The sequence below is a fragment of the Croceivirga lutea genome, from assembly GCF_014235875.1.
GTDB classification, from domain to species: Bacteria; Bacteroidota; Bacteroidia; order Flavobacteriales; family Flavobacteriaceae; genus Croceivirga; species Croceivirga lutea.
The window spans coordinates 221,636-245,968 of the sequence record NZ_JACJUK010000004.1 but is presented as its reverse complement, the minus strand read 5'-3'; the positions used below and the strand labels follow the sequence as shown (position 1 = coordinate 245,968).

Sequence of the window (24,333 nt, the reverse complement as noted above, 5' to 3'; positions counted from 1 at the left end):
CTGTAATTTTTGCCTACTTGCTTGTAGAACACTATGAATACAACTTTACATGATGGTGGTAGGTTAAGAGATAAAGCCAAGTTGGTTATATCTGTTAACCATTACGCTTCTGCTTTTGCACTAGTTTTTGCAGGTATCTGCTTTTTTCTCCTTAATATAAAAGGCATAGTTCCTTTGGCTTTAGCCATTTACGCTTTAGCTAATTTTGCTAATACCCTAGCCTACCAGAACCACAAAAACTTACTCTTAACATATAATATAAGTTCTGTAATGGCTACTGCGTTCGGACTTATAATCACCTTGGCAAGTGGTGGTATTCAAAGCCCATTTATTTTTGTTTTAGGGGTTGTGGTATTTGCAGGTTTTGTTAACACACGTGTTTATGGGCGTTCATATTTATTCATCAATATCATTTTAGTTAGTTTGGTGTTTTTACATGATATTGGCGACTTTAATTTAATAGTTAACACAGTTCCTACCGAATCAAAATTGTGGTTTGCTTATTTAAGCGTACTAATTTCATTTTTCTTACTCGGGGGAGTATTTGGTAAGAATCTGCTTCAAGCACATCACAATTTATACAAGTCTAGAAAAGAAATTGAATCTAGAATTCAAGAGAAAGAAATGCTTTTGAAAGAAGTTCATCACCGTGTAAAAAACAATCTACAAACAGTTTCTAGCTTATTAAACATGCAATCGAGAACTGTAGAAGACCAAAAAATTAGAACCTTAATAAAAAGTAGTCAAAACCGTGTAGTTTCTATGGCTATTGTGCATGAGATGCTGTATCAAAGGGATCAGTATTTGTCTAAAATTGCAGTTAAACCTTATGTTCAAGAATTGTCTGAATATTTAAAAAGGTCACTTAAAAGAGATGCATCTAAGATACAGTTGACCATTGCAATTCCTGAATTAGTTTTGGGTATAGATACCGTAATTCCTCTTGGATTAATTATTAATGAAGCGGTAACTAATGCGTTAAAATATGCTTTTCCTGATGATAGAGATGGAGAAATTACAATTACCATTCAAAAAAATAAGTCTGAAAACTACACCTTAACTATTGAAGACAACGGTGTTGGATTTTCAGAAAACCTAAATCCAAAAGACCTAAACTCTTTAGGGTTAAAGCTAATTTATAATCTTACCAGACAGTTAAAAGGAAATATTAGTAGAACCGCCTTAAATGGCACAGGTACCAAGTATGTCATAGTGTTTGAAGAAGTTATAGATAGTATGCCGCAAGCGTAATTTCAACCCAATTGTTATCTTTTTTAAGGTCTTAAAACTCCTACTTTACGGTGTAATTTTTAAAATAGCGTTCAAACTGCTAAATTGTAATCCCCTATGAACGCAACCTATTTTGAAAATGAAGAACCCTAATTGGGATAGTGAAAAACTAGCTACTAGAAATCAACTTGTTGAAATTATAAATTACTTTGCCTCTGCGGTAACTATGGCCCTTGTACCTTATGGATGGGCTAGAGAATTACATATTGTTGTACTATCTGTAATCTTTATTTTATCACTTATCTTTTTATTTAACGGACTTTATGTTCGGAAGAAAGCATCGTACAAGTTTACTGAAAGTGATATCGACACTAAATTAGAAGAGAAAGAGATGCTTATAAAAGAAGTGCACCATAGAGTAAAAAACAATCTACAAACCGTTTCTAGCTTATTAAGTTTACAATCAAGAACGTTTTCTGACCCAAAAATTGAAGCTATAATTAAGTCTAGTCAACATAGGGTTGTCTCTATGTCCATGGTTCATGAAATGCTTTATAAGCGAGATGAATACAATTCAACAATTGCCGTAAAATCTTACATTAAAGAACTTTGTGAATATTTGGTAAGGTCTATAAAAGGAAATGAAAACAACATTACACTAAAACTAGATTTAGGTGATTATAAACTAAGTGTTGACACGGTAATTCCGTTAGGACTTATCATAAATGAAACCATTACGAATGCTTTAAAATATGGAATACCTTCTGATAATAATGGAGAACTAACCATTTTATTAACTAAAAAAGGAACAGATAATTACGAGATGTATTTAGGTGATGATGGTGTTGGGTTCCCAGAAGATTTAGACCCAAAAACTACTAATTCTTTAGGTCTAAAACTTATACACAACCTTGCTAGACAATTAAAGGGAACTATTGTTAGAGATTTAAAAGCAAACGGTACGTATTATCAAATAAATTTTGAAGAAATCAATCAGGAGTTCAAAACAATCATTTAAAAGCTTTGGTTATCTTTAGGAATTCACTCAAAATTCCGACAAATGCTCAAAAAATTACTACTACTTCTACTCTTACCTTGTTTCTTCATTACCAATGCTCAAGATTATTTCTTCAAAAAATATCATCCTTTTGATAGCACAATACCTAGTCCTGAAGAATTTTTAGGCTATCCCATTGGTGAACACCATACAAGGCATGATTTAATTGTTGCTTATTTATCAAAATTAGCTGAAGTGTCTGACCGCGCTTCGTTACATGAGTATGGAAAAACGCATGAAGGTAGAAAACTAGTTATACTAACCATTACTACCCCAGAGAATTTAAAAAATATAGAATCGCTTCGTAAAAAGCATTTAGAATTTGTTGATCCCAATAAATCAAATTCAAATTATGATGATTTACCTGTTTTCATTAACCTAGCTTATAATGTTCACGGTAACGAACCTTCTAGTTCAGAAGCTGCCTTACTAACAGCTTACACGTTTGTAGCTTCAAATAATCCTGAAATAGTAAACTATCTTAATAATTCAATTATTATGATAGACCCTACTATAAATCCAGATGGTAGAGACAGACACACCCAATATGCTAATATGTATCAGGGCACCCCTAATGTTACAGACCCACAAGATGCTGAGCATAATGAATATTGGCCAAGAGGCCGTACTAACCACTATTGGTTTGATTTAAATAGAGATTGGTTGTTAGGTATTAATCCAGAAAGTAGAGGTAAACTTAATTGGTACCATCAATGGTACCCAAATGTGGTTACCGATTTTCATGAAATGGGTAGTCAAAGTTCCTATTTCTTTGAACCAATGAAAGATAATGGGTCTTTAGATCCTATTATGCCTAAAGAAAATTATGAAGATTTAAATAATCTATTTGGTGAATACTACGCTAAAGCATTAGATAGCATTGGGTCTTTTTATTTTACCAGAGAAGTATTTGATGGTACCTATCCTGGGTATGGCTCTTCTTATCCAGATTTACAAGGTGGTCTTGGTTTGCTGTTTGAGCAAGCTAGCTCTAGAGGTCATGCTCAAAAAACAGCTTTTGGAGAAATTACCTTTCCGTTTACCATTAGAAATCAGTATACCTCTAGTATTACTACCGTAAAAGCTGCTGTAGAAAACAAAGCTTATATGAGAAAGTACCAACAAGATTTCTTTAAAAGCGCTTTAACAAACGCCGCTAAAAGCAAAATTAAAGGCTATTATTTTGAGGACAAATACGACCAAAACAGAACTAAAGCTTTTATCGATAAATTGTTGTTGCATAGGGTTGATGTGTATAAGTCTAAAGAGGGCTATGTAGTACCTACACAACAACCCCAATATAGAATGGTACAGACTTTCTTTGAAACCTATGAAAAATACAGAGATAGTGTTTATTACGATGCTTCTGCTTGGTCTGTTGCTAACTTTTATAACATGAAGTACACGTCTACAAATAGTCTCAACTTAGGCGATAAGATAACTTCAACAGAGCGCTTAATAAAAGTGACACCTGTTGTGAAAACAGATTATGCGTATTTGATAGATTATGATGATTACAACGCAACGGCTGCATTACATTATTTACAGCAAAAAGGGTTAGTGCTGTCATCTTCTTTTAAGCCGTATACAATTAGTACCAATGCAGGTAGTAAAAGTTTTAATTATGGTACTCTAGTGATTCCTGTTAGTTTACAAAAAAAGTCTTCTGATGAGGTTTTTAAATTAGTTGCTGAGGCACAATCAAAATTTAGTATACCTGTCTATACTGCAAGTACTGGATATACACCACAAGGAATTGATTTGGGTAGTGGATATGTGTCAGCAATTACAAAACCAAAAGCTGCTCTTTTGATTGGAGATGGCGTTAGTTCTTATGAAGCTGGTGAAGTTTGGCATTTACTAGATACACGAGTGCATATGCCAATTTCAAAAATTCCGATGAGAAACTTTAATCGTATCAATTTTGATAAATACAACACTTTGGTTATGGTTTCGGGTAGATACAGTTTGTCAGAAAAGCAATCAGAAAAACTTCAAAATTGGGTTAAAAAAGGAAATACATTAATTACTATTGGTAGTGCATCTAAATATGTCATTGAAAAAGAATGGGTTAAAGAAGAGTTGTTAAAAGAAAAGGAAAACGATTCTACTAAAACAGTTGAAAGACTACCTTATGTAAACGCTCGAGAAAACATTGGAAAAGAGGAAGTTGGTGGAGTCATTGTTAAAGTTGATTTAGATTTAACACATCCGTTGGCGTTTGGTTTTAGAGACCAACAAATTCCAGTATATAAAAATAATTCCGTTTGGTTAAAACCCAGTAAAAATGCATATGCTACTGTAGCTAAGTATGCTAAAAACCCGCATGTAGATGGTTTTCTAACTCAAAAAAATGTTGAAGAATTTTTGAAGCCTTCGGCCTCAATTCTCACTAGTAAATTAGGAGGCGGTAGGGTAATCTTATTTGCTGACAACCCTAACTTTAGGGGTTCTTGGTATGGTACAAACCGGTTATTTTTAAATGCATTGTTTTTAGGAGATAAAATTAGAATACCAGAATAATAGAACTATGAAAAAGTTACTTCTTGTCTTAATAACTACTATTAGCTTTTTAGGATATTCTCAAAACGAATTTTCAGAAGGCCCATTTAATCAACTTATTATTAGAGGTGTCACTCTAATAAATGGTAATGGGGCACCCCCAAGAGGACCCGTAGATATTGTTGTAGAAAACAATAAAATAGTAGAAATAAAAGTGGTTGGTTACCCTGGTGTGGCCATTGATAATACAAAAAGACCTCAACTTAAACCCGGTGGCAAAGAACTGGACTGTTACGGAATGTATTTACTTCCTGGTTTTGTAGATATGCATACCCATATTGGAGGGGAGGCACAAGGTGCCGACTATGACTATGTCTTTAAATTGTGGATGGCTCACGGTGTTACAACGGTTAGAGAAGTAGGTGGCCGCGGTCTAGCTTGGTCTAATGATTTAAAGAAAAAAAGTAATGCCAATAGCATTATAGCTCCAAGAATAATTACACACACCATATTCGGACAAGGCAGTAAAAACGAAATAAGCACTCCGGAAATGGCTCGTGAGTGGGTGCGCCAAAATGCGAAAGATGGTGCAGATGGAATTAAATTTTTTGGAGCTCCCCCAGAAATAATGCAAGCGGCATTAGATGAAAATAAAAAACTTGGTTTACGCTCAGCATGTCACCACGCACAAATGGATGTTGCCAGATGGAACGTACTTCATTCAGCTCGTGCAGGTTTAACAAGCATGGAGCATTGGTATGGGTTACCCGAAGCATTATTTGAAGACAGAACCGTACAAGACTATCCTTTAGATTACAATTACCAAAATGAACAACATAGGTTTGAAGAAGCTGGTAAACTATGGAAACAAGCAGCTCCTCCCTACTCTGACCATTGGAATAAGGTGATGGATGAATTAATTGCTCTAGATTTTACTTTAGACCCCACTTTAAATATTTACGAAGCAAGCAGAGATTTACAACGTGCTAGAAGAGCTGAATGGCATGAAGAGTACACATTACCCAGTCTTTGGGAATTTTATCAACCTAGCAAAATAAGTCATGGTTCATATTGGCATGATTGGGGAACAGAGCAGGAAGTAGAATGGAAAAATAACTATAAACTCTGGATGACCTTTATCAATGAATATAAAAACAGAGGTGGTAGGGTAACTACTGGTTCAGACTCTGGGTTTATTTTTCAATTGTATGGCTTTGCCTATATCAGAGAAATGGAGTTGTTACGAGAAGCTGGGTTTCATCCGTTAGAAGTAATACGCTCTTCTACTTTAAACGGTGCCGAAGCATTGGGAATGGATGATAAAATAGGAACGGTGGCTGTAGGTAAATTGGCTGACTTTGTTGTAGTAGATGAGAATCCACTAAAAAATCTTAAAGTACTTTATGGAACTGGAGCAATTCGGTTAACTGAAGCTAATGAAGTTGTGAGAGTAGGTGGTGTTACGTATACCATTAAAGATGGTATTATTTATGATGCGAAGAAACTTTTGCAAGACGTAAAGACAATAGTACAACAGCAAAAAGAAAAGCAAGACTACAAAATAAAGCAACCAGGTGTAGAATAAATTCCATTGAATTAAGCAAATTTAGATTTGTTTCTCTTTGTTTTAAACTTTAATTCTTTTCTAACTCTAGAGTTTTTAAATAAACTCAACATGGCTTGTTCGTCGTTAGACTCATGTAATTTTAATTCTTGAGTCTCAGATATAGTAGTTGTTGTAGAAGTTGAAGATTGTAATGTAGTTATGATTAGTGTAAAAACTACTAAGACTCCTATGTTGCGTATTGCTTTCATTACCTTGATTTGGGACTACAATATTATAGGCTGTAGACGAACGGTGCCAGTTTGCTCGATTTAGATCCATAAAAATCGTTAAATAGCATTTTTCTGTAGTTTAATACCATTAGTCGACACTTACCTTACTATTCATCTACCATTAGTCGATATGGCATTACTAAAGTAAAAAGCCTATAAAACCAAAAACCACCTATAAAATAGGTGGTTCAAATCATTAAAAAACAACTAATTAGAAACTTCTTTGGCAATTATGTTAATACATTAATTGCAATATTTTTAGTCTTTTTGGTCAATTACTCTTTTTACTTTAAGGTTAAAAAAGAATACTACAAGTGCAAAAGTCAAACTTAAACCTAAAGTAGTCAACATTAAATATACTTCTATCATGATTAAGCCAATTTAGATTTGTTATTTTTTGTAGTGAATGTCAAAGCTTTTTTAGTTCTGTAGTTTTTGTCTTTATAAAGTCTAGCAACTTTTAAAGTAGTAGCTTCTTTCTTTTCAATTGAGATGTTTAATTCAACACCCATTTCAATAGTGTTTACTTTTTCTACTTGTGCTGGAGTGTTAGCTAAAGCAGCAGTGCTAATAAAAATTCCGAAGATTAAGGTTAAGATTGTTTTCATGATTTGGGCTTTTGAATACACTTCAAAGGTATCTCCAGCCCTACCCTGGCAGCGATTTTGGTCGTTTACCGACACAATATTTTCGTTCTAAAACATTTTGTCAGATAAAGTGTATTTTATCATCGATGAGTGTTTTTTCCTACAAAAACACCTTACCGAAACAACGTGCATTTTACCGATTTGAAACTCCAACAAACCTTTATTTAAACCTATAAATAAGCTCTAGTTTAGCGCACAATCTTCATTTTTGATTGTTTTTTAGGTCGAACGTGTATTTTTAAAGCGACAATACTTAAGTAGATATTGAAAATGGAAAACAAACAACCTAATACTAATAATAGGGTCAATACATAATGAGACCACATACTTAAACTAGTTTTGGTCTTTTCTTAAAGGTTCTAAAACCCAATTCTTTTTTGATTCTGGTATTTTTAAATAAATAAACCCTTGAAATTGGTTTACGAGCTTTCTTTTTTAGTTTCTTCTTTTTTACAACTACCTGTTGCGTCTTTACAGTTACTTTTATAGTATGCTCATTTACCGTTTGGGAAAAGCTGTTGATGCTAAAAAAACAAACAGCGAATAGTGTTAAAAATACCCTCATCTTCATAATCGTTTTAATGAGGTAAATGTATTTTTAGCTGTTACAGCCCCTTAGTTTACTCGGTAAACCCTTCTGTTTTTTCGGTTAACGAAGGCTAAAAAGATGAAGTGATTTATTTCTTCGACCACTGAACGATGCTTGTACTACCGCTTATCGACGGTTATTCGTAGTTAATCGACACTTATTTAAAATTGAAACAACAAATTTGGGTCTGGGCAGTTGTTTGCATAATAAGCTACATCTACTTTTGCACATACTCCAGGATAATCACCATAGTTGTTGTTTACGTCTTTTATCAATTGAAAATGTAGGTGCGGTGCGTAGTTTACGTTAATAGCAGTTTCACCTAGAGTAGCCAATTTTTGCCCTTTTTTAAATTCTTTACCCTCAGTTAAACCGTCTAATGAAGCTAAAGACAGATGACCATATAAGGTATAAAAATTGTAGCCTTCTAAGGTATGCTCCAAAATAATAGTTGGGCCATAATCACCTACAGTGAAATTATTTTTAAAACTGTGTACCTTACCAGCTATAGGTGTGTAAATAGGGGTTCCGGCATCACACCAAAAATCCATTCCTAAATGAATATTTCTAGTAGCACCTTGAGAAAAATGAGAAGATTCTTCATATAACTTTCGTTCCTCTAAATAGCCACCAAACGCAACTTGTGCACCATTTCTTTTCAAAACCCCATCAATATAGATTTGACACTCTTCAGGATTCGAAATCTTAACACCATTAAGTTCCGTATTGCTCACTGATAAATCTAAGCTACAAAAGGCAGCCTTTTTCATATTGTGGTGAAACAACCTAATGTTTTCAGATTTTCCTAGCTGCTGTAAAATAGATTCTAACATAACTTTGACAGCTAAAGATATTAATTGCAACAGTATTTTAGTAATTTCAGAAAAAAACAAAAAGACAATGAAAATCACCTTTTTAGGACAATCAACTTTATTGCTAGAAATTGGGGATAAAAAACTTATCGTAGACCCTTTTATATCTGGTAATGAGAAAGCAAATTCAATTGATGTTGATGCTATTAATGTAGATTATATTCTGTTAACTCACGGGCATCAAGATCATGTTTTAGATGTTGAACAAATAGCTAAAAACAATCCGGAAGCTACTTTAATTTCAAACTACGAAATTGTTAGTTATTATGGAGAAAAAGGTATTAATGGCCATCCAATGAATCATGGTGGTAGTAAAACGTTTGACTTTGGAACACTAAAATATGTTACTGCCATTCATTCCTCTGTACTACCAGACGGCACTTATGCTGGTAATCCAGGAGGTTTTGTCTTAAATACAGATGACAAATGTATTTATATAGCAGGTGATACCGCTTTAACTATGGATATGAAACTAATTCCAATGACATCACCTAAATTAGACTTAGCAATACTACCCGTTGGTGATAATTTTACTATGGGATATAAAGACGCTGCAATTGCCGCTGATTTTGTAGAATGCGATACCGTTTTGGGCTACCACTTTGATACCTTCCCTTATATTGAAATTGACAAGGAACAGGCTATAAATCACTTTAAATCAAAAAACAAATCATTAACCCTTTTAGAAATTGGGGAAAGTATTACGCTATAGTTTAACCTTAGTTTGTAAGGTGTTTAAATGAATTACTACTAAACTCAAAAATTGTTATGAAGAAGATTTTTCTTTTAATAGGATTACTTGTTGTTTTTTCTTGCCAATCTAATACTAAGAAAAAGCCACAATTAGCTGCTGCTAATGAACCCTCAGAAAAAGAAGTTTTTACTGAGGCTGAACTACAAGATTATGAAACTGCTTACTTTGCTAGTGGTTGTTTTTGGTGTGTTGAAGCTATTTTTGAAAGCGTTAAAGGCGTAAAAGAAGTAGTTTCAGGCTATTCAGGTGGTAAAGAAGCTAATCCAACTTATGAAGATGTAGGCTACGGCAGAACAACACATGCCGAAGCTGTAGAGGTTTATTATGACCCAGAAGAGATTTCTTTCTTTGCCTTGGTTCAGGTATTTTTTGGCTCACATGACCCTACATCTTTAAACAGGCAAGGACCAGACCGCGGACCACAATACCGTTCAATTGCTTTTTATAAGAATGAAAAAGAGCAAAAGATTATTCACGACTATATAGCACTGTTAGAAAAAGAAATGGTGTACGATAGACCAATTGTTACAGAAGTAACTCAATTTGATAAATTTTGGAAGGCTGAGGAATACCATCAAGATTTTGAGCGTAAGAACCCTAATAACTCTTACGTTAAAGCGGTTTCTATACCAAGACTAAATAGATTTAAAGAAAATTTTAAGGAGTATCTAAAGGAAAGTGCTCATTAAGCATTTAAAAAACCAAGGTCAAGTAGTAATCGATTTGGGTTTTCTTACTTGACCTTAGTCTTTTAATACAACTTCACTATAAGAGGTGTTTACTTCAAAAGAAGGATTGGTGTTTTTCTTAATTTCTCTACAACCTTCAATAATATAACTACCATCATTCTTAACAACACTTACCTTTAAATTTTTAGGATAGTTTACTTCAGAAAATTTATCTACAATTTTTAGATTGAATTCTTGCTGAGGTAGTCCGCTATTTAGCTCTCCGTTTTTGGTAGAAATATATACGTGTTTAAAATTGGAATCTATAGTTTCTATCTGGGTTTTACCTAAATCGTTTACTATGTAAACGTCATCTACTATTCTACCAATAAAAACATTTGAAGAGGTGGCATTTAATCGCAAGTTTTTTACCGTGGCTAATTTAATTTTATCAGAATATTTGGCACTCAAATTACCCGCATTCCAATTTTCTATCACCATTGGTGAATAGGCAGCATTTATTTCTGTGGCATCACCATCAATAGCTGAAGCAAGCAAGCTTGCGTAACGCAAGCTTGCATTTAAATTTTTAGTATTTGCTGCTAACTTAACCTCTCCGTGCTTTACATTCATTTTAAGCTTAACTGATTTTGGCATTTTAATTTTAATGGTCTTTTTTACTTGATACTTACTATTATCACCGCTTGAAGAAATAAAGTAAAAACTAGAAGAACCATCATCACTAGACCTTGAAATAACATGCTCTCTTCTTTTCTCATGAGCCTCTCTTCGTTTTTCATGCGCTTCCATACGCTTTTCCATGATTTCTTCTCTTCTTTTGGCAATTTCTTCTTGGCGTTTTTCCATTTCCTCGGCTCTTTTTTCCATACGTTCTTCCATACGTTCTAAACGTTCGGCATTGCGTTCTTCCCACTCTTCTGCTCTCTCTTCCATACGCTTGCCCCATTCTTCCATCTTTTTTTGATATTCTTCATCAAAACCTTCGGCAAATTCTTCACTCCACTCTTCAATGTACTTTTCTCCTTCTTCTTTATACTTTTGGTAGTCAAAAGATTTTACGGGTACGGGTGGCATTGGCGGTAAAGGCGGCATTTCTGGTAAAACCGCAATCTCTGGTAAATCAGGAATTTCAATAGCATCGAAAAAGGGTTCAAAATCAAAATTAAAGTCGATATCACTTCCTAAAAATGAATGTAACCATGAGGTACTATTATTTGTACTTACCTCTACAAGACTGCTATTACCAGAAATACTTAACGGATTGTTTTTAAAATATTCTTCGGCTTCTTCTTTACTCGCATTTTCTAAAGTTATTGTGGCTATAATCTCCACTTCGTTTTTATCCCAAGTTTCAAATTCAATATCTGCATGCGTTGTATTCAAAGCTAAAACAGCATCATTGGCTACTTTAAAAGATTCTTTAAACGTTTTAGACTCTTGTGCCCTAATACTAACTGATATGAGCAATAGGGTGACACTAAATAATATGGTTACTCTGTGCATTTTTTGACGTTTTTAATTGATTTAATTTCTCGTTTAACTTTTGCAACAATTGTGCACGTAGTTGCAAGTTTTGAACCATGGCCGCAATTGTTTGATCATTTGGTCCAATTTCATTTAATTCTGAATTAAGCGCTATATATTCTTGATTGAGTTCTTCTAGTTGTTCTAAATAGCCATCAACAATTTCTTTGTTGTCATCACTAATCTCAACCTTGGATAACGCTAAATTTATATTGGCTACATAATAGGTTTCTAGCTTTTGCAAGTCTGGTGATAAGTCTCCTAAACCTATTTGATTTTGCTTAGGCATATCTGCGTTGGTAGTAGAAACTACTTGGGTTGGCATCTCTGTCTGTTTACCATGCTGTGTTATAAAATATACACCTACACTTACCAAGATGGTAACCGAAGCTGCAATACCCAACCACCAAAAGTTAAAAGACCTTTTATCTTCTACTGGTAATTCTTTTTCTAAGAGGTCTAAGAAACGATCCTCATGACCTTTTTTCATCTGAAATTGCTTTTGGCTTCTTTCCTTCTCAAATAACTCTCTTAAATCATGTGCCATAATTCAATGCTTTAAGTTCTTCTTTTAATTTTGCTTTAGCTCGCAACAATCTTGTTCTTGATGCTGTTTCAGTAATTCCTAATATTTCTGAAATTTCACTGTGATCATACCCTTCTATTAAAAACAACTGTACAACGTATTTGTATTTTTCTGGTAATGCAGAAATCAGTTTTTTAATTTCTTCTAAATCAACTTCATGTTCAACACTCCAATTCTCATCCTCAGTAACATGCATGTAACCTTCATCTAATGCTATTGTTTTTTGATGTTGTGCTTTTAAAAAATCTATGCTTCGGTTGACTACAATGCGTTTTAACCATGCTCCAAAACTTACCTCTCCGCTAAATTGGTCTAGACGCTGAAAAGCTTTTATAAATGCATCTTGTAATATATCTTCTGCATCATCTTCATTTTTCACAAATCGCATCGCTACACAAAACATTCCATCACAATATTTGCTGTAAAGCATCATCTGCGCTTTACGGTCATTAGCTTTACATTTTTTTATGAGCTCTACTAACAAAATGGTTGGATTGCTGTTGTTTAATTTAAGGACTTTAGAAAAAAGTTAATGTGGCAGAACAGATTCATTTTAACACTTTTTAACTAAAAAATCCCGCCGTAGCGGGATTTCTAACTATTATGTATATAAAATGGTGCTAGTCTACTTCAACCATTAAATTTAAGTGCACTGTAATATTATCTCTTGTGGCCTTGCTATAAGGACAAATTTCATGAGCTGCGTTAATTAATTCTTCACCTTTAGTTTTATCAACGGTAGGTAAATAAGAATCTAAGGTAGCTTCTATGAAAAAACCATCTTCGTCATTATTAAATGAAACCGTTGCCGTTACATTAAAATCTCCTAAATCATCTATTCCATCTTCTTTGGCTACATGTTGTAATGCACCAGCAAAACAACTAGAGTATGCTGCTGCAAATAACTGTTCAGGGTTTGTAGAGTTATCTGGTTGAACGCCATCTGCTTTTGGCATTCTAATATCTAAATCTATATTTCCATCTTCGCTTTTAACGTGGCCAGCTCTACCGCCGGAATTTGTAGCTGAAGTTTCAAAAATTGTTTTCATTATATCTGTTTTAAAATCATTGAAAATTTACGAATAGATGGTTCATCCTCTAAATACCAACTATTAAATTTCTGTGAAACTTCTACCTTTAAGGTTTAAATAAATTCTAAAAATTGAAAAACAGGCTAAAAAACGAAGCAAAGCGAAAAGCGCTACAACTCAAAAAAGAACAACTTTTTAATATTGAAACGCTTTACAATGGTCTTATATCTAATGACCGTGCCTCGTTATCTAAAGCTATCACTTTAGTAGAAAGTTCAAAATTGGCTCATTATGAATTGGCAAATCAACTTTTAGAAAAATGTATTAAACATACCAATACAACTATAAGAATTGGGGTAACTGGGGTGCCCGGTGCTGGTAAAAGTACCTTTATAGAAGCCTTTGGAAAACACCTAACTACCCATGGTAAAAAAGTAGCGGTTTTAGCAGTTGACCCTACAAGTAGCTTAAGCAGTGGAAGTATTTTGGGTGATAAAACTAGAATGGAAACCTTAGCTAAAGACCCTCTTGCTTTTATTCGGCCTTCACCAGCAGGAACTAGCTTAGGTGGTGTTACTAGAAAAACCAGAGAAACTATAGTGTTATGCGAAGCTGCTGGGTATGATGTTATTCTCGTGGAAACCGTTGGAGTAGGTCAAAGTGAAACTATTGTTCACAGTATGGTTGATTTTTTTCTTTTATTAAAATTAGCTGGTGCTGGTGATGAATTACAAGGCATTAAAAGAGGTATAATTGAAATGGCGGATGCTATTGTAATCAATAAAGCCGATGGCGATAACGTAAAGCCCTCTAAACTAGCAAAAGTAGAATTTGAACGTGCTTTGCATTTATATCCGCCAAAAGAAAATGGTTGGCTACCAAAGGTTTTATTGGCATCTTCTACAGAAAAACAAGGTATTGAAGACATTTGGTCGTTAGTTAATGAATTCTACAAACAAATGGCAACCAATGGTTATTTAGAAGACAATCGTTTAAAACAACTAAAACAGTGGTTTTTACAAAATGTAGAAAACCTATTAAAGGCAGTTTATTTTGAAGATAAAGGCTTTACATCTGCAGTAGAAGAAACCCTAAAACAGATAGAAACTAAGGCAATTTCTCCATTTAGAGCAGCAAGTAAATTGGTAAATTCATTTCATAAATAAAAACCCTAAATTTGGGCCGATTTTAAGCCTTCCTATGAGTCCGGTTACCAATGCTTTTCTTTCAATAGTTGTTCCACTTTATAATGAACAAGACAATGTATTGCTATTAACAGAAAAAATACACGAAAGTCTAAAGGGTTACAACTATCAAATAGTATACGTCGACGATTTTTCTACTGACCAAACAAGAAAAGTGGTTTTAGAAATGGATGATAGTTTAGTTCATCTAATTCAACTTAAAAAAAATTACGGTCAAAGTCTGGCTCTAGCTGCCGGTATTGATTATGCTCAGGGCGATTATATTATTACCATGGATGGTGATTTACAAAACGACCCATCTGATATTCCGCAAATGTTAGCATTGGCTGAAGAAGGTGAATACGATTTAATTACCGGTATACGACAAAAACGAAAAGATTCACTAGTAAAGAAAATACCTTCTAAAATTGCAAACTTTCTGGTTAGAAGGGTAACAAAATTAGATATTAAAGATAACGGCTGTGCTCTAAAAGTGTTTACAAAAGACATTGCTAAAGGTTTGAATCTTTATGGTGAAATGCATCGCTTTATTACTCTTTTAGCTTTTTTAGAAGGTGCACAAATAAAACAAGTACCCGTTAAACATCATGCCAGGCATGCAGGTAAATCTAAATACGGCCTAGAACGTGTATTTAAAGTAGTTGCAGATATGATGTTACTGCTATTTATTCGTAAATACTTTCAAAGACCTATACACTTATTCGGAATTTTTGGATTTCTCTTAATCATTCTTGGAGTATTTATAGAAATGTATCTACTTATTGTAAAGTTTGGTTTTGGTCAAGATATTGGAACAAGACCTTTATTAATTTTCGGAATGATGTTTATTTTAGGTGGAATTCAATTATTTACCATTGGTATTGTCATGGAGTTGCTAATTAGAACCTATTACGAATCTCAAAGCAAAAGACCATACCGAATTAAAAAAGTAAGCATTGGTGACGGAAAAGCAGCGTAAACTTTTAACTACACTAGTAAAACTAATAGTTAGTGCTGCCCTACTCTATTTTATTTTTACCAAAATAGATTTTACTGAAGTTGCCAAAGTTTTAAAATCTGCCAATCCGTGGTGGCTGTCTTTAGCTATCTTACTATTTGTACTTTCTAAGGTGCTAAATTCTTTTAGATTGAATTTATATTTTCATACTATTAATGTAAAATTGAGTCAACTAAGTAACCTAAAGCTTTATTTGTTAGGTATGTTTTACAATCTATTTCTGCCAGGAGGTATAGGCGGAGATGCTTATAAAGGTTACGTAATTCAAAAACAGTTTAAAACAGGAACTAAAAAAGTAGTAGGCGTTTTATTGCTTGATAGACTTAGTGGTATGTTGCTCATTTTAATTTATGCACTTGCTTTAGCGTATTTTGTAAAACTCCCTTTTCTAAATGGATACGATTGGATTTTATGGCTAGCCATACCTATTGGAATACTTACTTTTTGGTTTATAAATAAGCTATGGTTCTCCTATGCTTTGCCCGCTTTTTGGGGTTCTTTTTGGTATTCAGCTGTTCTACAACTAATTCAATTAGGAGCCACATACTGCATTATGCTGGCTTTAGGCGTGAACATAAATGAATTAGCCTACCTCTTTATTTTTATGGTTTCTTCGGTAGTTTCAGTAATACCATTAACTATAGGTGGTATTGGTAGTAGAGAGGTTACTTTTTTATATGGCTCTAAATGGTTGGGTTTAGATGCCGGAACAGCAATTGGTATTAGTTTTGTCTTCTTTTTAATTACTGCCTTAGTTTCTCTTACAGGGATAGGTTATCATTTTAAAAAACCAAAACTAACCACAGTAGACTAGTACAGGTGCAACAAATATTTTTTGTTTAGTTTACTACCGCGTGTTGTGGGATTTAAAAACTTTACCTGTAATCTGGTTATTCTAAAATTATCTACGGTCCATTGTTGGTCCCAATCAAAATTAGCTTGAAAAAGTGCGTCCATCTCTTTTTCATTAACATATACCCAAACATCTTTTTTTGTAGAAAGCTCTGTCAACGTAGTTATTTTAACAGGCTTTCTATTGTAAAAATCTAAAGCCCAGGTATGTTCTTCAGAAATTTTATAAATCTTGTCTACAGGAATGTTTTGCTCCTTAATTACTTGTGCCATTGTAGAACCCGCTTGATACCCTAATAAATCTGGATAAAATTGCATATTCATAACCAAATTTAATAGCAAAGAACTCGCTACTGATAAAGTAACCAATTTCATATAGGGCGCCTCAATTTTTAATGCGTAATACACTATCATTCCTAATAAAATAAGAAACAATACATAGGCATACCATTTAGAAAATGGAAATATGTAAAAACAGACTAAAACACTAAAAATAAAAACCAAACAAAGAATAAAGTGTTGTACAATTAATAAGGTCTTCTTTTCTACCTTCTTGGCTGATTTGTAAAGTTTATGAATGTAAGATGCCGTTAAGATTGAAAATAGAGGCATTATAACATTCATATAATGCGGTAATTTAAATTGTGCAAAACTTATGATGAACATAATTATAACAATACCGCCTAGGCTTAAAAATTCAAAACCTTTTTGGTAACGAAATTTTAGATTCACAAATGCTTTTCCTCGCCACCAAATAGCGTACAGAGCTAAGACTGTCCAAGGCAGAAATACCCATAGAAAAGTGTGAAAAAAGAAAAAGTAGTCGCTACTATTTTTACCTACGCCTTGCCCACTCATTCTTTCGAAACTTTGTTCCCATAAAATGAAAAATATTCCGCTTCTATTTGTTCTTCCACGGATAACTTTTTCTGGGTGCAAATCAAACTGTTGGTAATACGCAAACAGCATAGGCGCAATTGTAAAACCAAAAATGGCTAGAGCAGCCAGAACTTTCCAGCTGAAAAGCATTTTCCATTTACGGGTGTAGGCTAAATGACAAAGAATACAAATGCCAATGACCACCAAAGCAATCTGACCTTTTGTTGAAAAAGCCATACCTGCGCCAAAAGCACCCAACAGTAAGTTGTTAAGATTGTCTTTTTCTATATATGCCACTAATTGCCATATTGATAAAATTGCAAAACCTGTTAAAACGGCATCTGTTCTAACATCTATGCCACTAAGCACAATGGTTTGGCAAGTAAGAAAAATTAATGCTGCAAATCTACCAACGGGTTTACTGTATAATAGTTTTCCTAATCCAAAACAGCTGTAAGCTCCTAAAAAAATGGCTAATACCCCTGGAATTCTATACGCCCAATGATGGATACCAAAAATTTTCATAGACAATGCTGCTAGCCAGTAATGCATATGAGGTTTGTCTAGGTATTCATTTGGTCCTTTAAATAAATTTATAAAATCATTTTCTTGAACCATTCGCATAGCCATAACTGCGAACTGAGCAGAGTCATTTTCAAAAAGCGTTACAAATAAGCCTGCTACGTAAACTAAGACAATTAACGCTATTAAAAACCAATATCTAGTGGAGGAAATCAAATATTCAATTTTAAAACTGTAAACCTGAAAAGTTTATAAAATAACCAACCAAAAAATACACCAACAAACATACCCATTATCACATCTGCTGGGTAATGTACGCCTATGTAAATTCGGCTATAACCCACACCTATTGCCCAAGCTATTAAAAAAGCACCCAAAAAAGGAACTTTTTTTCTAAAAAGATGGGTAAAAAAAGTGGCCACTACCATAGAATTAGCTGCATGAGCAGAAAAAAAGCTGTATTTACCTCCGCAGTAAGATTTTACCAAACGCATGTATTTAAAAATTTCTTCTTCATGGCAGGGTCGTAATCGTTCTAAACCGTATTTAAAAAATTGAGAAAGCTGGTCTGTACAGGTAATTAGCAGTGCAATGGTAACTAAAAGTAATCCTGTTTTTTTTAGGCCTAAAAACTTTATTGCCAATAATAACAAAAGAATGTATAGTGGTAAAGCACTCCATTTACCTGATAAAAACATCCAGAAACCATCCCAAGTCTCTGTTCCAAGACCATTTAAATATAAAAAAAGCTCTTGGTCTTTTTTAATTAAATTTTCTAGCATAATTAGTCATCATATCTAGAAACTTCTCTGTCATAAAAAGCAACTGCCGCTTCAATTAGACTTTCAGCTTCTGTAGCCAACTCTTCTTCATCTTCTTTTGAAAATTCTTCTAACCACTCTACCTGATCATCTTCTAGGTTAATAATAAATCTCGGATATTCGGTATGAACTATGAAAATTCCGTTAGGATAATCTGTGTTATCGCCAAGTAAAAATTTAGGTAAATCCATTATGCTTGATTAAGAATCAATTTTTTAGTTAAAAGATGAAATCGAATATACAACAATACCGCAGATACTGATAAACCTGATAAAAGTCCAATCCAAATTCCGGTGCTTTTTAAATTGGTATAAAGTCCTAAATAATACGAAATTGGAAAGCCGACTAACCAATAAGCTACAAAAGTTAATACCGTAGGTATTTTAACATCTTGTAGGCCGCGTAAGGCTCCTAAAACAACAACTTGTATACCATCTGAAATTTGAAAAAAGGCGGCTACAAATAGTAATTTAGCTGCTAAAGCAATTACTTCAAGATTATCCATTTTATTAACCATATCATTTTCATCTAAATACAGCGTAGGCAGCCATTCTCTAAAAATTAGAAATAACGAAGCAAATACTACTTCAATAACCAAAGTCAGAAAAAATACAGATTTTGCTATACGCCTTAATTCTGAGAAGTTTTGCAATCCTTTTTGATTTCCGACCCTAACCATAGCTGCTACACTTAAACCAATACCAACCATATAGGTCATACTACTTAAATTCAAAGCAATTTGGTTTGCAGCCTGAGCATTCTTTCCTAAAACACCGCTTAACCATACAGCTCCAGTAAAAATAGCAACCTCAAAAAAAACTTGCATTGAGGATGGAAAACCAAGATTTATCAATTTTGAAAACATTGCTTTTTCTAACTTTTTAAAATTGAAATTAGAAACAAATGCGGTAAACTTTGCTTTATATTTTAATACAAAAAAGAGGAAAAATAACATTACCACCCTAGATACCAAGGTGCCTATTGCTGCCCCTATAATGCCCATTTTTGGAAAGCCAAAACTTCCAAATATTAAAAGATAATTGATAAGTACATTCAATACATTAGCAATTACTGTGGCATACATGGGGAATTTTGTTTGAGACATTCCTTCAGAGAATTGTCTAAATGCCTGAAAAATCAGCATGGGGATAATTGAAAACGCTACTAGATTTAAATACGGTATTGCTAAATCAACAACTTCTTTTGGTTGCTTAGCCATATACAATAGCGGTTTACAAGCTAAAATCAATAAAAACAGTACTACCCCTAAAACGGTACATAAAACTATACCATGTTTTAATACGCGTTTGGCTTTATTGGGTTTATTTGCACTATCAGCTTCTGCCACCAAAGGCGTTATAGCAGTAGAAAAACCAATACCCACATACATAAATGATACAACCAGACTATTGCCTAAAGATACTGCCGCTAGTTCGGCAGTACCAAGCTGCCCCACCATGACATTATCTGCAAAAGCCACAAACGTGTGCCCTAGCATTCCCAGAATTACAGGGTATGCTAATTTTAGATTGTATAAGAATTCTTTTGTGTATTGTTTGATGACCTCTATTTTTAAATTAAATAAGTAGCTGAAACTAGTTCTGAAGTTGCTGTTGTTTAGCTTCCTCCCAATACACATTCATCTCTGACAAAGTCATATCACCCAAATGCTTACCAAGTTCTTTTGCTTTTACCTCTAAATACTGAAATCTACCCATGAATTTTTTGTTGGTTCTTTCTAAAGCATTTTCAGGATTTACATCTAAAAACCTGGCATAATTAACCATTGAAAACAAGACATCACCAAATTCTGATTCTATCTTATCAGCATCATTTTTTTTAATTTCCTCTTTAAGTTCTGCCAACTCTTCTTGTAGTTTTTCAAAAACTTGTTCAGGTTTTTCCCAATCAAAACCTACGCCTGCTACCTTTTCTTGAATTCTATTAGCTTTAACCAAAGCTGGTAAACTATTAGGCACCCCTTCTAAAACGCTTTTTTTGCCTTCTTTTAATTTTATAGCCTCCCAATTTTTTTTTACGTCTTCTGCATTTGCCACATCAACATCTCCATAAATGTGTGGGTGTCTATTTATTAACTTTTCACAAATGCCATTAGCCACGTCTGCTATGTCAAAATCTTGAGTTTCTGAACCAATTTTTGCATAAAAAACTATGTGTAGTAATAGGTCTCCAAGTTCTTTTTTAACTTCTTCTAAATCATTATCTAAAATAGCATCACCAAGCTCATAGGTTTCTTCAATGGTAAGGTGTCGCAGACTTTGTAAAGTTTGCTTTTTATCCCATGGACACTGTTCTCTAAGTTCATCCATAATAGTTAAAAGCCTATCAAAAGCTTTTAGTTGGTTTTCCCTGCTATTCATAGTTAACATTTCAAAAATCAAAACTACAAAGGCTCTGTGAATTTAACTGAACTTGGCTTTAAAAGAAATCTTTAGTTATTAACTAAAACCTGATAAATATCCTTTCTAAAAAAATTATACAATAATACCTTGTATGCAGCTATAAATTCTACATCATGAAAATTGAAAATCTGGTAAAAATCATCTTACTGATTTTGGCTTTTACCATAAACAAAAACGCAATGGCACAATCTAAATATGAATCTCAAATTGATGCATTGTTGGCCAAAATGACCCTCGAAGAAAAAGTTGGACAAATGAATCAATACAATGGTTTCTGGGATGTTACCGGACCCCTCCCAGAAAATGGAGATGCCTCTTTAAAATATGAGCATTTAAAAAAAGGATGGGTAGGGTCTATGCTTAATGTACATGGTGTAGAACAAGTAAGAGAACTCCAAAAATTGGTTGTTGAAGAAAGTAGATTAGGTATTCCTTTACTTTTTGGGTTTGATGTTATTCATGGTTATAAAGTACAAGCTCCTATTCCTTTGGCTGAATCTGCCAGTTGGGATTTAGACGCCATACAAAAGTCTGCAAGTATTGCTGCTGATGAAGCTTCAGCCGTTGGCTTAAATTGGACGTTTGCACCTATGGTTGATATTTCTAGAGATGCACGTTGGGGCCGTGTTATGGAAGGTGGTGGTGAAGACCCTTTTCTTGGTTCTAAAATTGCGGAAGCAAGAATAAAAGGATTCCAGGGAACCGATTTAAGTGCTCCCAATACCATTGCTGCTTGCGCTAAGCATTTTGCAGCTTATGGTTTTGCAGAAGCAGGAAAAGATTATAACACTGTTGATATTGGAACCAACACCTTATATAATATGGTGTTACCTCCGTTTAAAGCAGCAGTAAATGCAGATGTAAAAACTTTTATGAACGCTTTTAACATCATTAACGGTGTGCCCGCAACAGGAAATTCCATGTTACTACAAACAATCTTAAAAGAAAAATGGAACTTCAATGGTTTTGTTGTTTCTGATTGGGATTCAATAGGCGAACTTGCTGCTCATGGTTTTGCAACAGATTTAGAAAATGCAGCCCAACTGGCAGTTAATGCAGGTTCAGACATGGATATGCAGGCTACTGCTTACATTAAACATTTGACAAATCTTGTGAAGTTAGGTAAGGTTGATGAAGCCAAAATTGACGATGCTGTTAAACGAATTTTGCGTGTAAAATTCGAACTTGGTCTTTTTGATGACCCTTTTAAATATTGTAACCCTGAACGAGAAAAGACTAGTTTAAATCACAAAGACCATCATCAAGGGGTTTTAGAAATGGCTAAAAAGAGTATTGTTTTACTTAAAAATGAAAACAATTTACTTCCATTAAGCAAGCAACAAAAAAACATAGTTGTCATTGGTGATTTGGCTGACGATAAAAATAGTCCTCTCGGAAGCTGGCGTTTGGCTTCTGATGATAATACTGCAATCTCTGTATTAGAAGGATTTAATGCTTATTCTACCGACTACACATTTGTTCAAGGACCAAAGGTATTTGATGATAATTCCGATTTTCTTCATCATGTCACTATCAATTCAACTGATAAAACCGGAATTTCTGAAGCTGTTGAAGCTGCTAAAAATGCAGAAATTGTGGTCATGGTTTTAGGAGAACATGGTTTTATGAGTGGTGAAGGTAGAAGTAGAACAAAACTCGATTTACCGGGTTTGCAACCAGAACTATTAAAAGCCGTTTATGAGGTTAACAAGAACATTGTTTTAGTACTAATGAATGGTCGTCCGCTAACCTTGACATGGGAAGATGAACATATACCAGCAATTGTTGAAGCATGGCAATTAGGTAGTCAAAGTGGTAATGCCATTGCACAAGTAGTATTTGGTGATTATAACCCAAGCGGCAAATTACCCATGAGCTTTCCTAGAAGTGTTGGGCAATTACCACTGTATTACAATCATTACTCCACTGGCAGACCAGACAAAAAACCAATAGTCTTTTGGACACATTATGCCGATGAAAAAAACAGTCCGGTATACCCTTTTGGTCACGGTTTAAGTTACACAACTTTTGAATACAACGATTTATCTGTTAAGGTAGGGGATAGTGATGTTGTTGACGTTACCGTAACTGTAACTAACACCGGTAATGTTGCCGGGGAAGAAGTTATACAATTGTATTTGAGAGACCATGTGGCTAGTGTGGTAAGACCTGTTAAAGAGTTAAAAGGGTTTAAGAAAATTATGCTGGAACCCAAAAACTCAGAAACGTTAACATTCACATTAAGCACTGAAGAACTTGGGTTTTACAATCAAGATTACAATTTAGTTGTTGAGCCTGGACAATTTACCGTTATGGTAGGTGGTTGTTCTACTAACGGACTTACCAAGAGTTTCAAAATTAAATAATAAAACTACTTATCTAATCTCTACAAAAAAACTTTAATACGTTTAGTATTAGATAGATATAAGTGACCTATCTTAAAAATTAGTGTCATAATATCATTATAGGGTTAATTTAAAATGTATTAACCCTTGTTTTATCTAACTAATAACTGAACATTATGAAAAAACTAATTGCAGAATTTATTGGAACCCTTTGGTTAGTATTGGGTGGTTGCGGAAGTGCTGTTTTAGCAGCAGCTTTCCCAGAACTAGGAATTGGCTTTGCAGGCGTTGCACTTGCCTTTGGTTTAACCGTAGTCACTATGGCATATGCCATAGGTCATATTTCAGGATGTCATCTAAATCCAGCAGTAACTATTGGATTATGGACAGGTGGTCGATTTGAAACTAAAGAACTTGTACCCTACATCATAGCTCAACTATTGGGGGGTATAGCCGGAGCAGCAATTCTTTACCTAATAGTTTCTGGTAAACCAGGATTTGAAATAGGTGGATTCGCCGCCAACGGTTATGGAGAACACTCTCCTGGTGGATACAGTATGGTATCAGCTCTTGTGACAGAAATTGTGATGACATTTATGTTTCTAATTATTATTCTTGGTGCAACACATAATAAAGCCCCAAAAGGATTCGCAGGTTTAGCTATAGGTTTAGGATTAACTTTAATTCATCTTATTAGTATCCCGGTAACAAATACCTCTGTAAACCCAGCTCGTAGTACAAGTCAAGCCCTTTTTGCTGGTGGTTGGGCAGTTGAGCAATTGTGGCTTTTCTGGATTGCTCCAATAATTGGAGCAATATTAGCAGGTATAGTTTATAAATTTATTTCCCCTAATCATGAATAAGTACTATTCATTTAATGCAAGCCCATTTCTTACAACTTGAAATGGGCTTTTTTGTATAACCAAGTACCAAGGTATTTTTAAGCTCAACTCATTGGTTTTAAACAATCTT

The 24,333-nt window shown here is 34.1% G+C and carries 23 protein-coding genes; 11 read left to right on the top strand and 12 right to left on the bottom strand.

The features are described 5' to 3' along the window. Positions 1-33: 33 nt before the first annotated feature. From H5V42_RS09415 to H5V42_RS09400, 4 genes are all read left to right on the top strand, one after another. Complete coding sequence (locus H5V42_RS09415) at positions 34-1,251, top strand: sensor histidine kinase (protein WP_185782909.1); 1,218 nt, start codon at positions 34-36, stop codon at positions 1,249-1,251. A 118-nt stretch (positions 1,252-1,369) separates the two neighbouring features. Next, entirely contained in the window at positions 1,370-2,248 is an 879-nt protein-coding gene (locus H5V42_RS09410) for a sensor histidine kinase (RefSeq protein WP_185782908.1), read from the top strand. A 42-nt stretch (positions 2,249-2,290) separates the two neighbouring features. Next, complete coding sequence (locus H5V42_RS09405; RefSeq protein WP_185782907.1) at positions 2,291-4,810, top strand: M14 family zinc carboxypeptidase; 2,520 nt, start codon at positions 2,291-2,293, stop codon at positions 4,808-4,810. 7 nt (positions 4,811-4,817) lie between these two features. Then, positions 4,818-6,374 (top strand): amidohydrolase family protein, encoded by a 1,557-nt coding sequence (locus H5V42_RS09400; protein ID WP_185782906.1) that lies wholly within the window; start codon positions 4,818-4,820, stop codon positions 6,372-6,374. An 11-nt stretch (positions 6,375-6,385) separates the two neighbouring features. Here H5V42_RS09400 and H5V42_RS09395 read toward each other — a convergent pair whose 3' ends face one another. From H5V42_RS09395 to H5V42_RS09385, 3 genes are all read right to left on the bottom strand, one after another. Continuing rightward, positions 6,386-6,604 (bottom strand): hypothetical protein, encoded by a 219-nt coding sequence (locus H5V42_RS09395; protein ID WP_185782905.1) that lies wholly within the window; start codon positions 6,602-6,604, stop codon positions 6,386-6,388. A 392-nt stretch (positions 6,605-6,996) separates the two neighbouring features. Beyond that, positions 6,997-7,233, bottom strand: a complete 237-nt coding sequence (locus H5V42_RS09390; RefSeq protein WP_185782904.1) for a hypothetical protein — start codon at positions 7,231-7,233, stop codon at positions 6,997-6,999. Between the two features lie 789 nt (positions 7,234-8,022). Next, positions 8,023-8,694: a peptidoglycan DD-metalloendopeptidase family protein gene (locus H5V42_RS09385; protein WP_185782903.1), complete on the bottom strand. Its 672-nt coding sequence runs from the start codon at positions 8,692-8,694 to the stop codon at positions 8,023-8,025. A 67-nt stretch (positions 8,695-8,761) separates the two neighbouring features. Here H5V42_RS09385 and H5V42_RS09380 point away from each other — a divergent pair, with 67 nt between their 5' ends. Continuing rightward, positions 8,762-9,445 (top strand): metal-dependent hydrolase, encoded by a 684-nt coding sequence (locus H5V42_RS09380; protein ID WP_185782902.1) that lies wholly within the window; start codon positions 8,762-8,764, stop codon positions 9,443-9,445. Positions 9,446-9,501: 56 nt separating this feature from the next. Then, complete coding sequence (gene msrA, locus H5V42_RS09375; RefSeq protein WP_185782901.1) at positions 9,502-10,176, top strand: peptide-methionine (S)-S-oxide reductase MsrA; 675 nt, start codon at positions 9,502-9,504, stop codon at positions 10,174-10,176. 54 nt (positions 10,177-10,230) lie between these two features. Here msrA and H5V42_RS09370 read toward each other — a convergent pair whose 3' ends face one another. The 4 genes from H5V42_RS09370 to H5V42_RS09355 all read right to left on the bottom strand — a co-directional run bounded on the left by H5V42_RS09370 (position 10,231) and on the right by H5V42_RS09355 (position 13,335). Next, positions 10,231-11,679, bottom strand: coding sequence for a hypothetical protein (locus tag H5V42_RS09370; RefSeq protein ID WP_185782900.1), 1,449 nt, complete (start codon positions 11,677-11,679; stop codon positions 10,231-10,233). Continuing rightward, on the bottom strand, positions 11,654-12,247 hold the full coding sequence (locus H5V42_RS09365; RefSeq protein WP_185782899.1) for a hypothetical protein: 594 nt from the start codon (positions 12,245-12,247) through the stop codon (positions 11,654-11,656). The genes H5V42_RS09370 and H5V42_RS09365 overlap by 26 nt, the downstream gene beginning before the upstream one ends. Then, positions 12,237-12,773 (bottom strand): RNA polymerase sigma factor, encoded by a 537-nt coding sequence (locus H5V42_RS09360; protein ID WP_185783031.1) that lies wholly within the window; start codon positions 12,771-12,773, stop codon positions 12,237-12,239. The genes H5V42_RS09365 and H5V42_RS09360 overlap by 11 nt, the downstream gene beginning before the upstream one ends. Positions 12,774-12,906: 133 nt before the next feature. Continuing rightward, entirely contained in the window at positions 12,907-13,335 is a 429-nt protein-coding gene (locus tag H5V42_RS09355; RefSeq protein ID WP_185782898.1) for an organic hydroperoxide resistance protein, read from the bottom strand. A 113-nt stretch (positions 13,336-13,448) separates the two neighbouring features. On the opposite strand from H5V42_RS09355, the gene meaB reads away from it, so the two are divergent. The 3 genes from meaB to H5V42_RS09340 are packed head-to-tail and all read left to right on the top strand — an operon-like array spanning position 13,449 to position 16,333. After that, a complete protein-coding gene (gene meaB, locus H5V42_RS09350; protein WP_185782897.1) occupies positions 13,449-14,483 on the top strand; it encodes a methylmalonyl Co-A mutase-associated GTPase MeaB in 1,035 nt (344 codons plus the stop codon). 34 nt (positions 14,484-14,517) lie between these two features. Beyond that, a complete protein-coding gene (locus H5V42_RS09345; RefSeq protein WP_185782896.1) occupies positions 14,518-15,480 on the top strand; it encodes a glycosyltransferase family 2 protein in 963 nt (320 codons plus the stop codon). Then, positions 15,461-16,333, top strand: coding sequence for a lysylphosphatidylglycerol synthase transmembrane domain-containing protein (locus tag H5V42_RS09340; RefSeq protein WP_185783030.1), 873 nt, complete (start codon positions 15,461-15,463; stop codon positions 16,331-16,333). Before H5V42_RS09345 ends, H5V42_RS09340 begins: the two co-directional genes overlap by 20 nt. On the opposite strand, the gene H5V42_RS09335 is transcribed toward H5V42_RS09340, so the two are convergent. The 5 genes from H5V42_RS09335 to mazG are packed head-to-tail and all read right to left on the bottom strand — an operon-like array spanning position 16,330 to position 20,974. Beyond that, on the bottom strand, positions 16,330-17,988 hold the full coding sequence (locus tag H5V42_RS09335; RefSeq protein ID WP_185782895.1) for an ArnT family glycosyltransferase: 1,659 nt from the start codon (positions 17,986-17,988) through the stop codon (positions 16,330-16,332). The two genes, H5V42_RS09340 and H5V42_RS09335, sit on opposite strands and share 4 nt — an antisense overlap. Next, positions 17,985-18,554, bottom strand: coding sequence for a phosphatase PAP2 family protein (locus tag H5V42_RS09330; RefSeq protein ID WP_185782894.1), 570 nt, complete (start codon positions 18,552-18,554; stop codon positions 17,985-17,987). The genes H5V42_RS09335 and H5V42_RS09330 overlap by 4 nt, the downstream gene beginning before the upstream one ends. 2 nt (positions 18,555-18,556) lie before the next feature. After that, on the bottom strand, positions 18,557-18,784 hold the full coding sequence (locus tag H5V42_RS09325) for a hypothetical protein (protein ID WP_185782893.1): 228 nt from the start codon (positions 18,782-18,784) through the stop codon (positions 18,557-18,559). Then, the gene (locus tag H5V42_RS09320) at positions 18,784-20,154 is read right to left on the bottom strand and encodes an MATE family efflux transporter (protein WP_229665681.1); all 1,371 of its coding nucleotides are present in this window, start codon (positions 20,152-20,154) and stop codon (positions 18,784-18,786) included. Before H5V42_RS09320 ends, H5V42_RS09325 begins: the two co-directional genes overlap by 1 nt. A 34-nt stretch (positions 20,155-20,188) precedes the next feature. After that, positions 20,189-20,974 (bottom strand): nucleoside triphosphate pyrophosphohydrolase, encoded by a 786-nt coding sequence (gene mazG / locus H5V42_RS09315; RefSeq protein ID WP_185782891.1) that lies wholly within the window; start codon positions 20,972-20,974, stop codon positions 20,189-20,191. A gap of 155 nt (positions 20,975-21,129) precedes the next feature. Between mazG and bglX the strand changes: the two genes are divergently transcribed. Together bglX and aqpZ are read left to right on the top strand one after the other, a co-directional pair. Beyond that, complete coding sequence (gene bglX / locus H5V42_RS09310) at positions 21,130-23,382, top strand: beta-glucosidase BglX (protein ID WP_185782890.1); 2,253 nt, start codon at positions 21,130-21,132, stop codon at positions 23,380-23,382. 155 nt (positions 23,383-23,537) lie between these two features. Further along, on the top strand, positions 23,538-24,224 hold the full coding sequence (gene aqpZ, locus H5V42_RS09305; RefSeq protein WP_185782889.1) for an aquaporin Z: 687 nt from the start codon (positions 23,538-23,540) through the stop codon (positions 24,222-24,224). Positions 24,225-24,333: the final 109 nt, after the last annotated feature.

Bases quoted from the DNA above. Each gene is read 5' to 3' on its own strand.
- H5V42_RS09385 (WP_185782903.1), bottom strand. From the start codon at position 8,694: ATGTTAGAATCTATTTTACAGCAGCTAGGAAAATCTGAAAACATTAGG.
- H5V42_RS09415 (WP_185782909.1), top strand. From the start codon at position 34: ATGAATACAACTTTACATGATGGTGGTAGGTTAAGAGATAAAGCCAAG.
- H5V42_RS09345 (WP_185782896.1), top strand. From the start codon at position 14,518: ATGAGTCCGGTTACCAATGCTTTTCTTTCAATAGTTGTTCCACTTTAT.
- H5V42_RS09405 (WP_185782907.1), top strand. From the start codon at position 2,291: ATGCTCAAAAAATTACTACTACTTCTACTCTTACCTTGTTTCTTCATT.
- H5V42_RS09355 (WP_185782898.1), bottom strand. From the start codon at position 13,335: ATGAAAACAATTTTTGAAACTTCAGCTACAAATTCCGGCGGTAGAGCT.
- H5V42_RS09330 (WP_185782894.1), bottom strand. From the start codon at position 18,554: ATGCTAGAAAATTTAATTAAAAAAGACCAAGAGCTTTTTTTATATTTA.
- H5V42_RS09380 (WP_185782902.1), top strand. From the start codon at position 8,762: ATGAAAATCACCTTTTTAGGACAATCAACTTTATTGCTAGAAATTGGG.
- aqpZ (WP_185782889.1), top strand. From the start codon at position 23,538: ATGAAAAAACTAATTGCAGAATTTATTGGAACCCTTTGGTTAGTATTG.
- bglX (WP_185782890.1), top strand. From the start codon at position 21,130: ATGAAAATTGAAAATCTGGTAAAAATCATCTTACTGATTTTGGCTTTT.
- H5V42_RS09325 (WP_185782893.1), bottom strand. From the start codon at position 18,784: ATGGATTTACCTAAATTTTTACTTGGCGATAACACAGATTATCCTAAC.
- H5V42_RS09370 (WP_185782900.1), bottom strand. From the start codon at position 11,679: ATGCACAGAGTAACCATATTATTTAGTGTCACCCTATTGCTCATATCA.
- H5V42_RS09400 (WP_185782906.1), top strand. From the start codon at position 4,818: ATGAAAAAGTTACTTCTTGTCTTAATAACTACTATTAGCTTTTTAGGA.
- H5V42_RS09365 (WP_185782899.1), bottom strand. From the start codon at position 12,247: ATGGCACATGATTTAAGAGAGTTATTTGAGAAGGAAAGAAGCCAAAAG.
- H5V42_RS09410 (WP_185782908.1), top strand. From the start codon at position 1,370: ATGAAGAACCCTAATTGGGATAGTGAAAAACTAGCTACTAGAAATCAA.
- msrA (WP_185782901.1), top strand. From the start codon at position 9,502: ATGAAGAAGATTTTTCTTTTAATAGGATTACTTGTTGTTTTTTCTTGC.
- H5V42_RS09390 (WP_185782904.1), bottom strand. From the start codon at position 7,233: ATGAAAACAATCTTAACCTTAATCTTCGGAATTTTTATTAGCACTGCT.
- mazG (WP_185782891.1), bottom strand. From the start codon at position 20,974: ATGAATAGCAGGGAAAACCAACTAAAAGCTTTTGATAGGCTTTTAACT.
- H5V42_RS09395 (WP_185782905.1), bottom strand. From the start codon at position 6,604: ATGAAAGCAATACGCAACATAGGAGTCTTAGTAGTTTTTACACTAATC.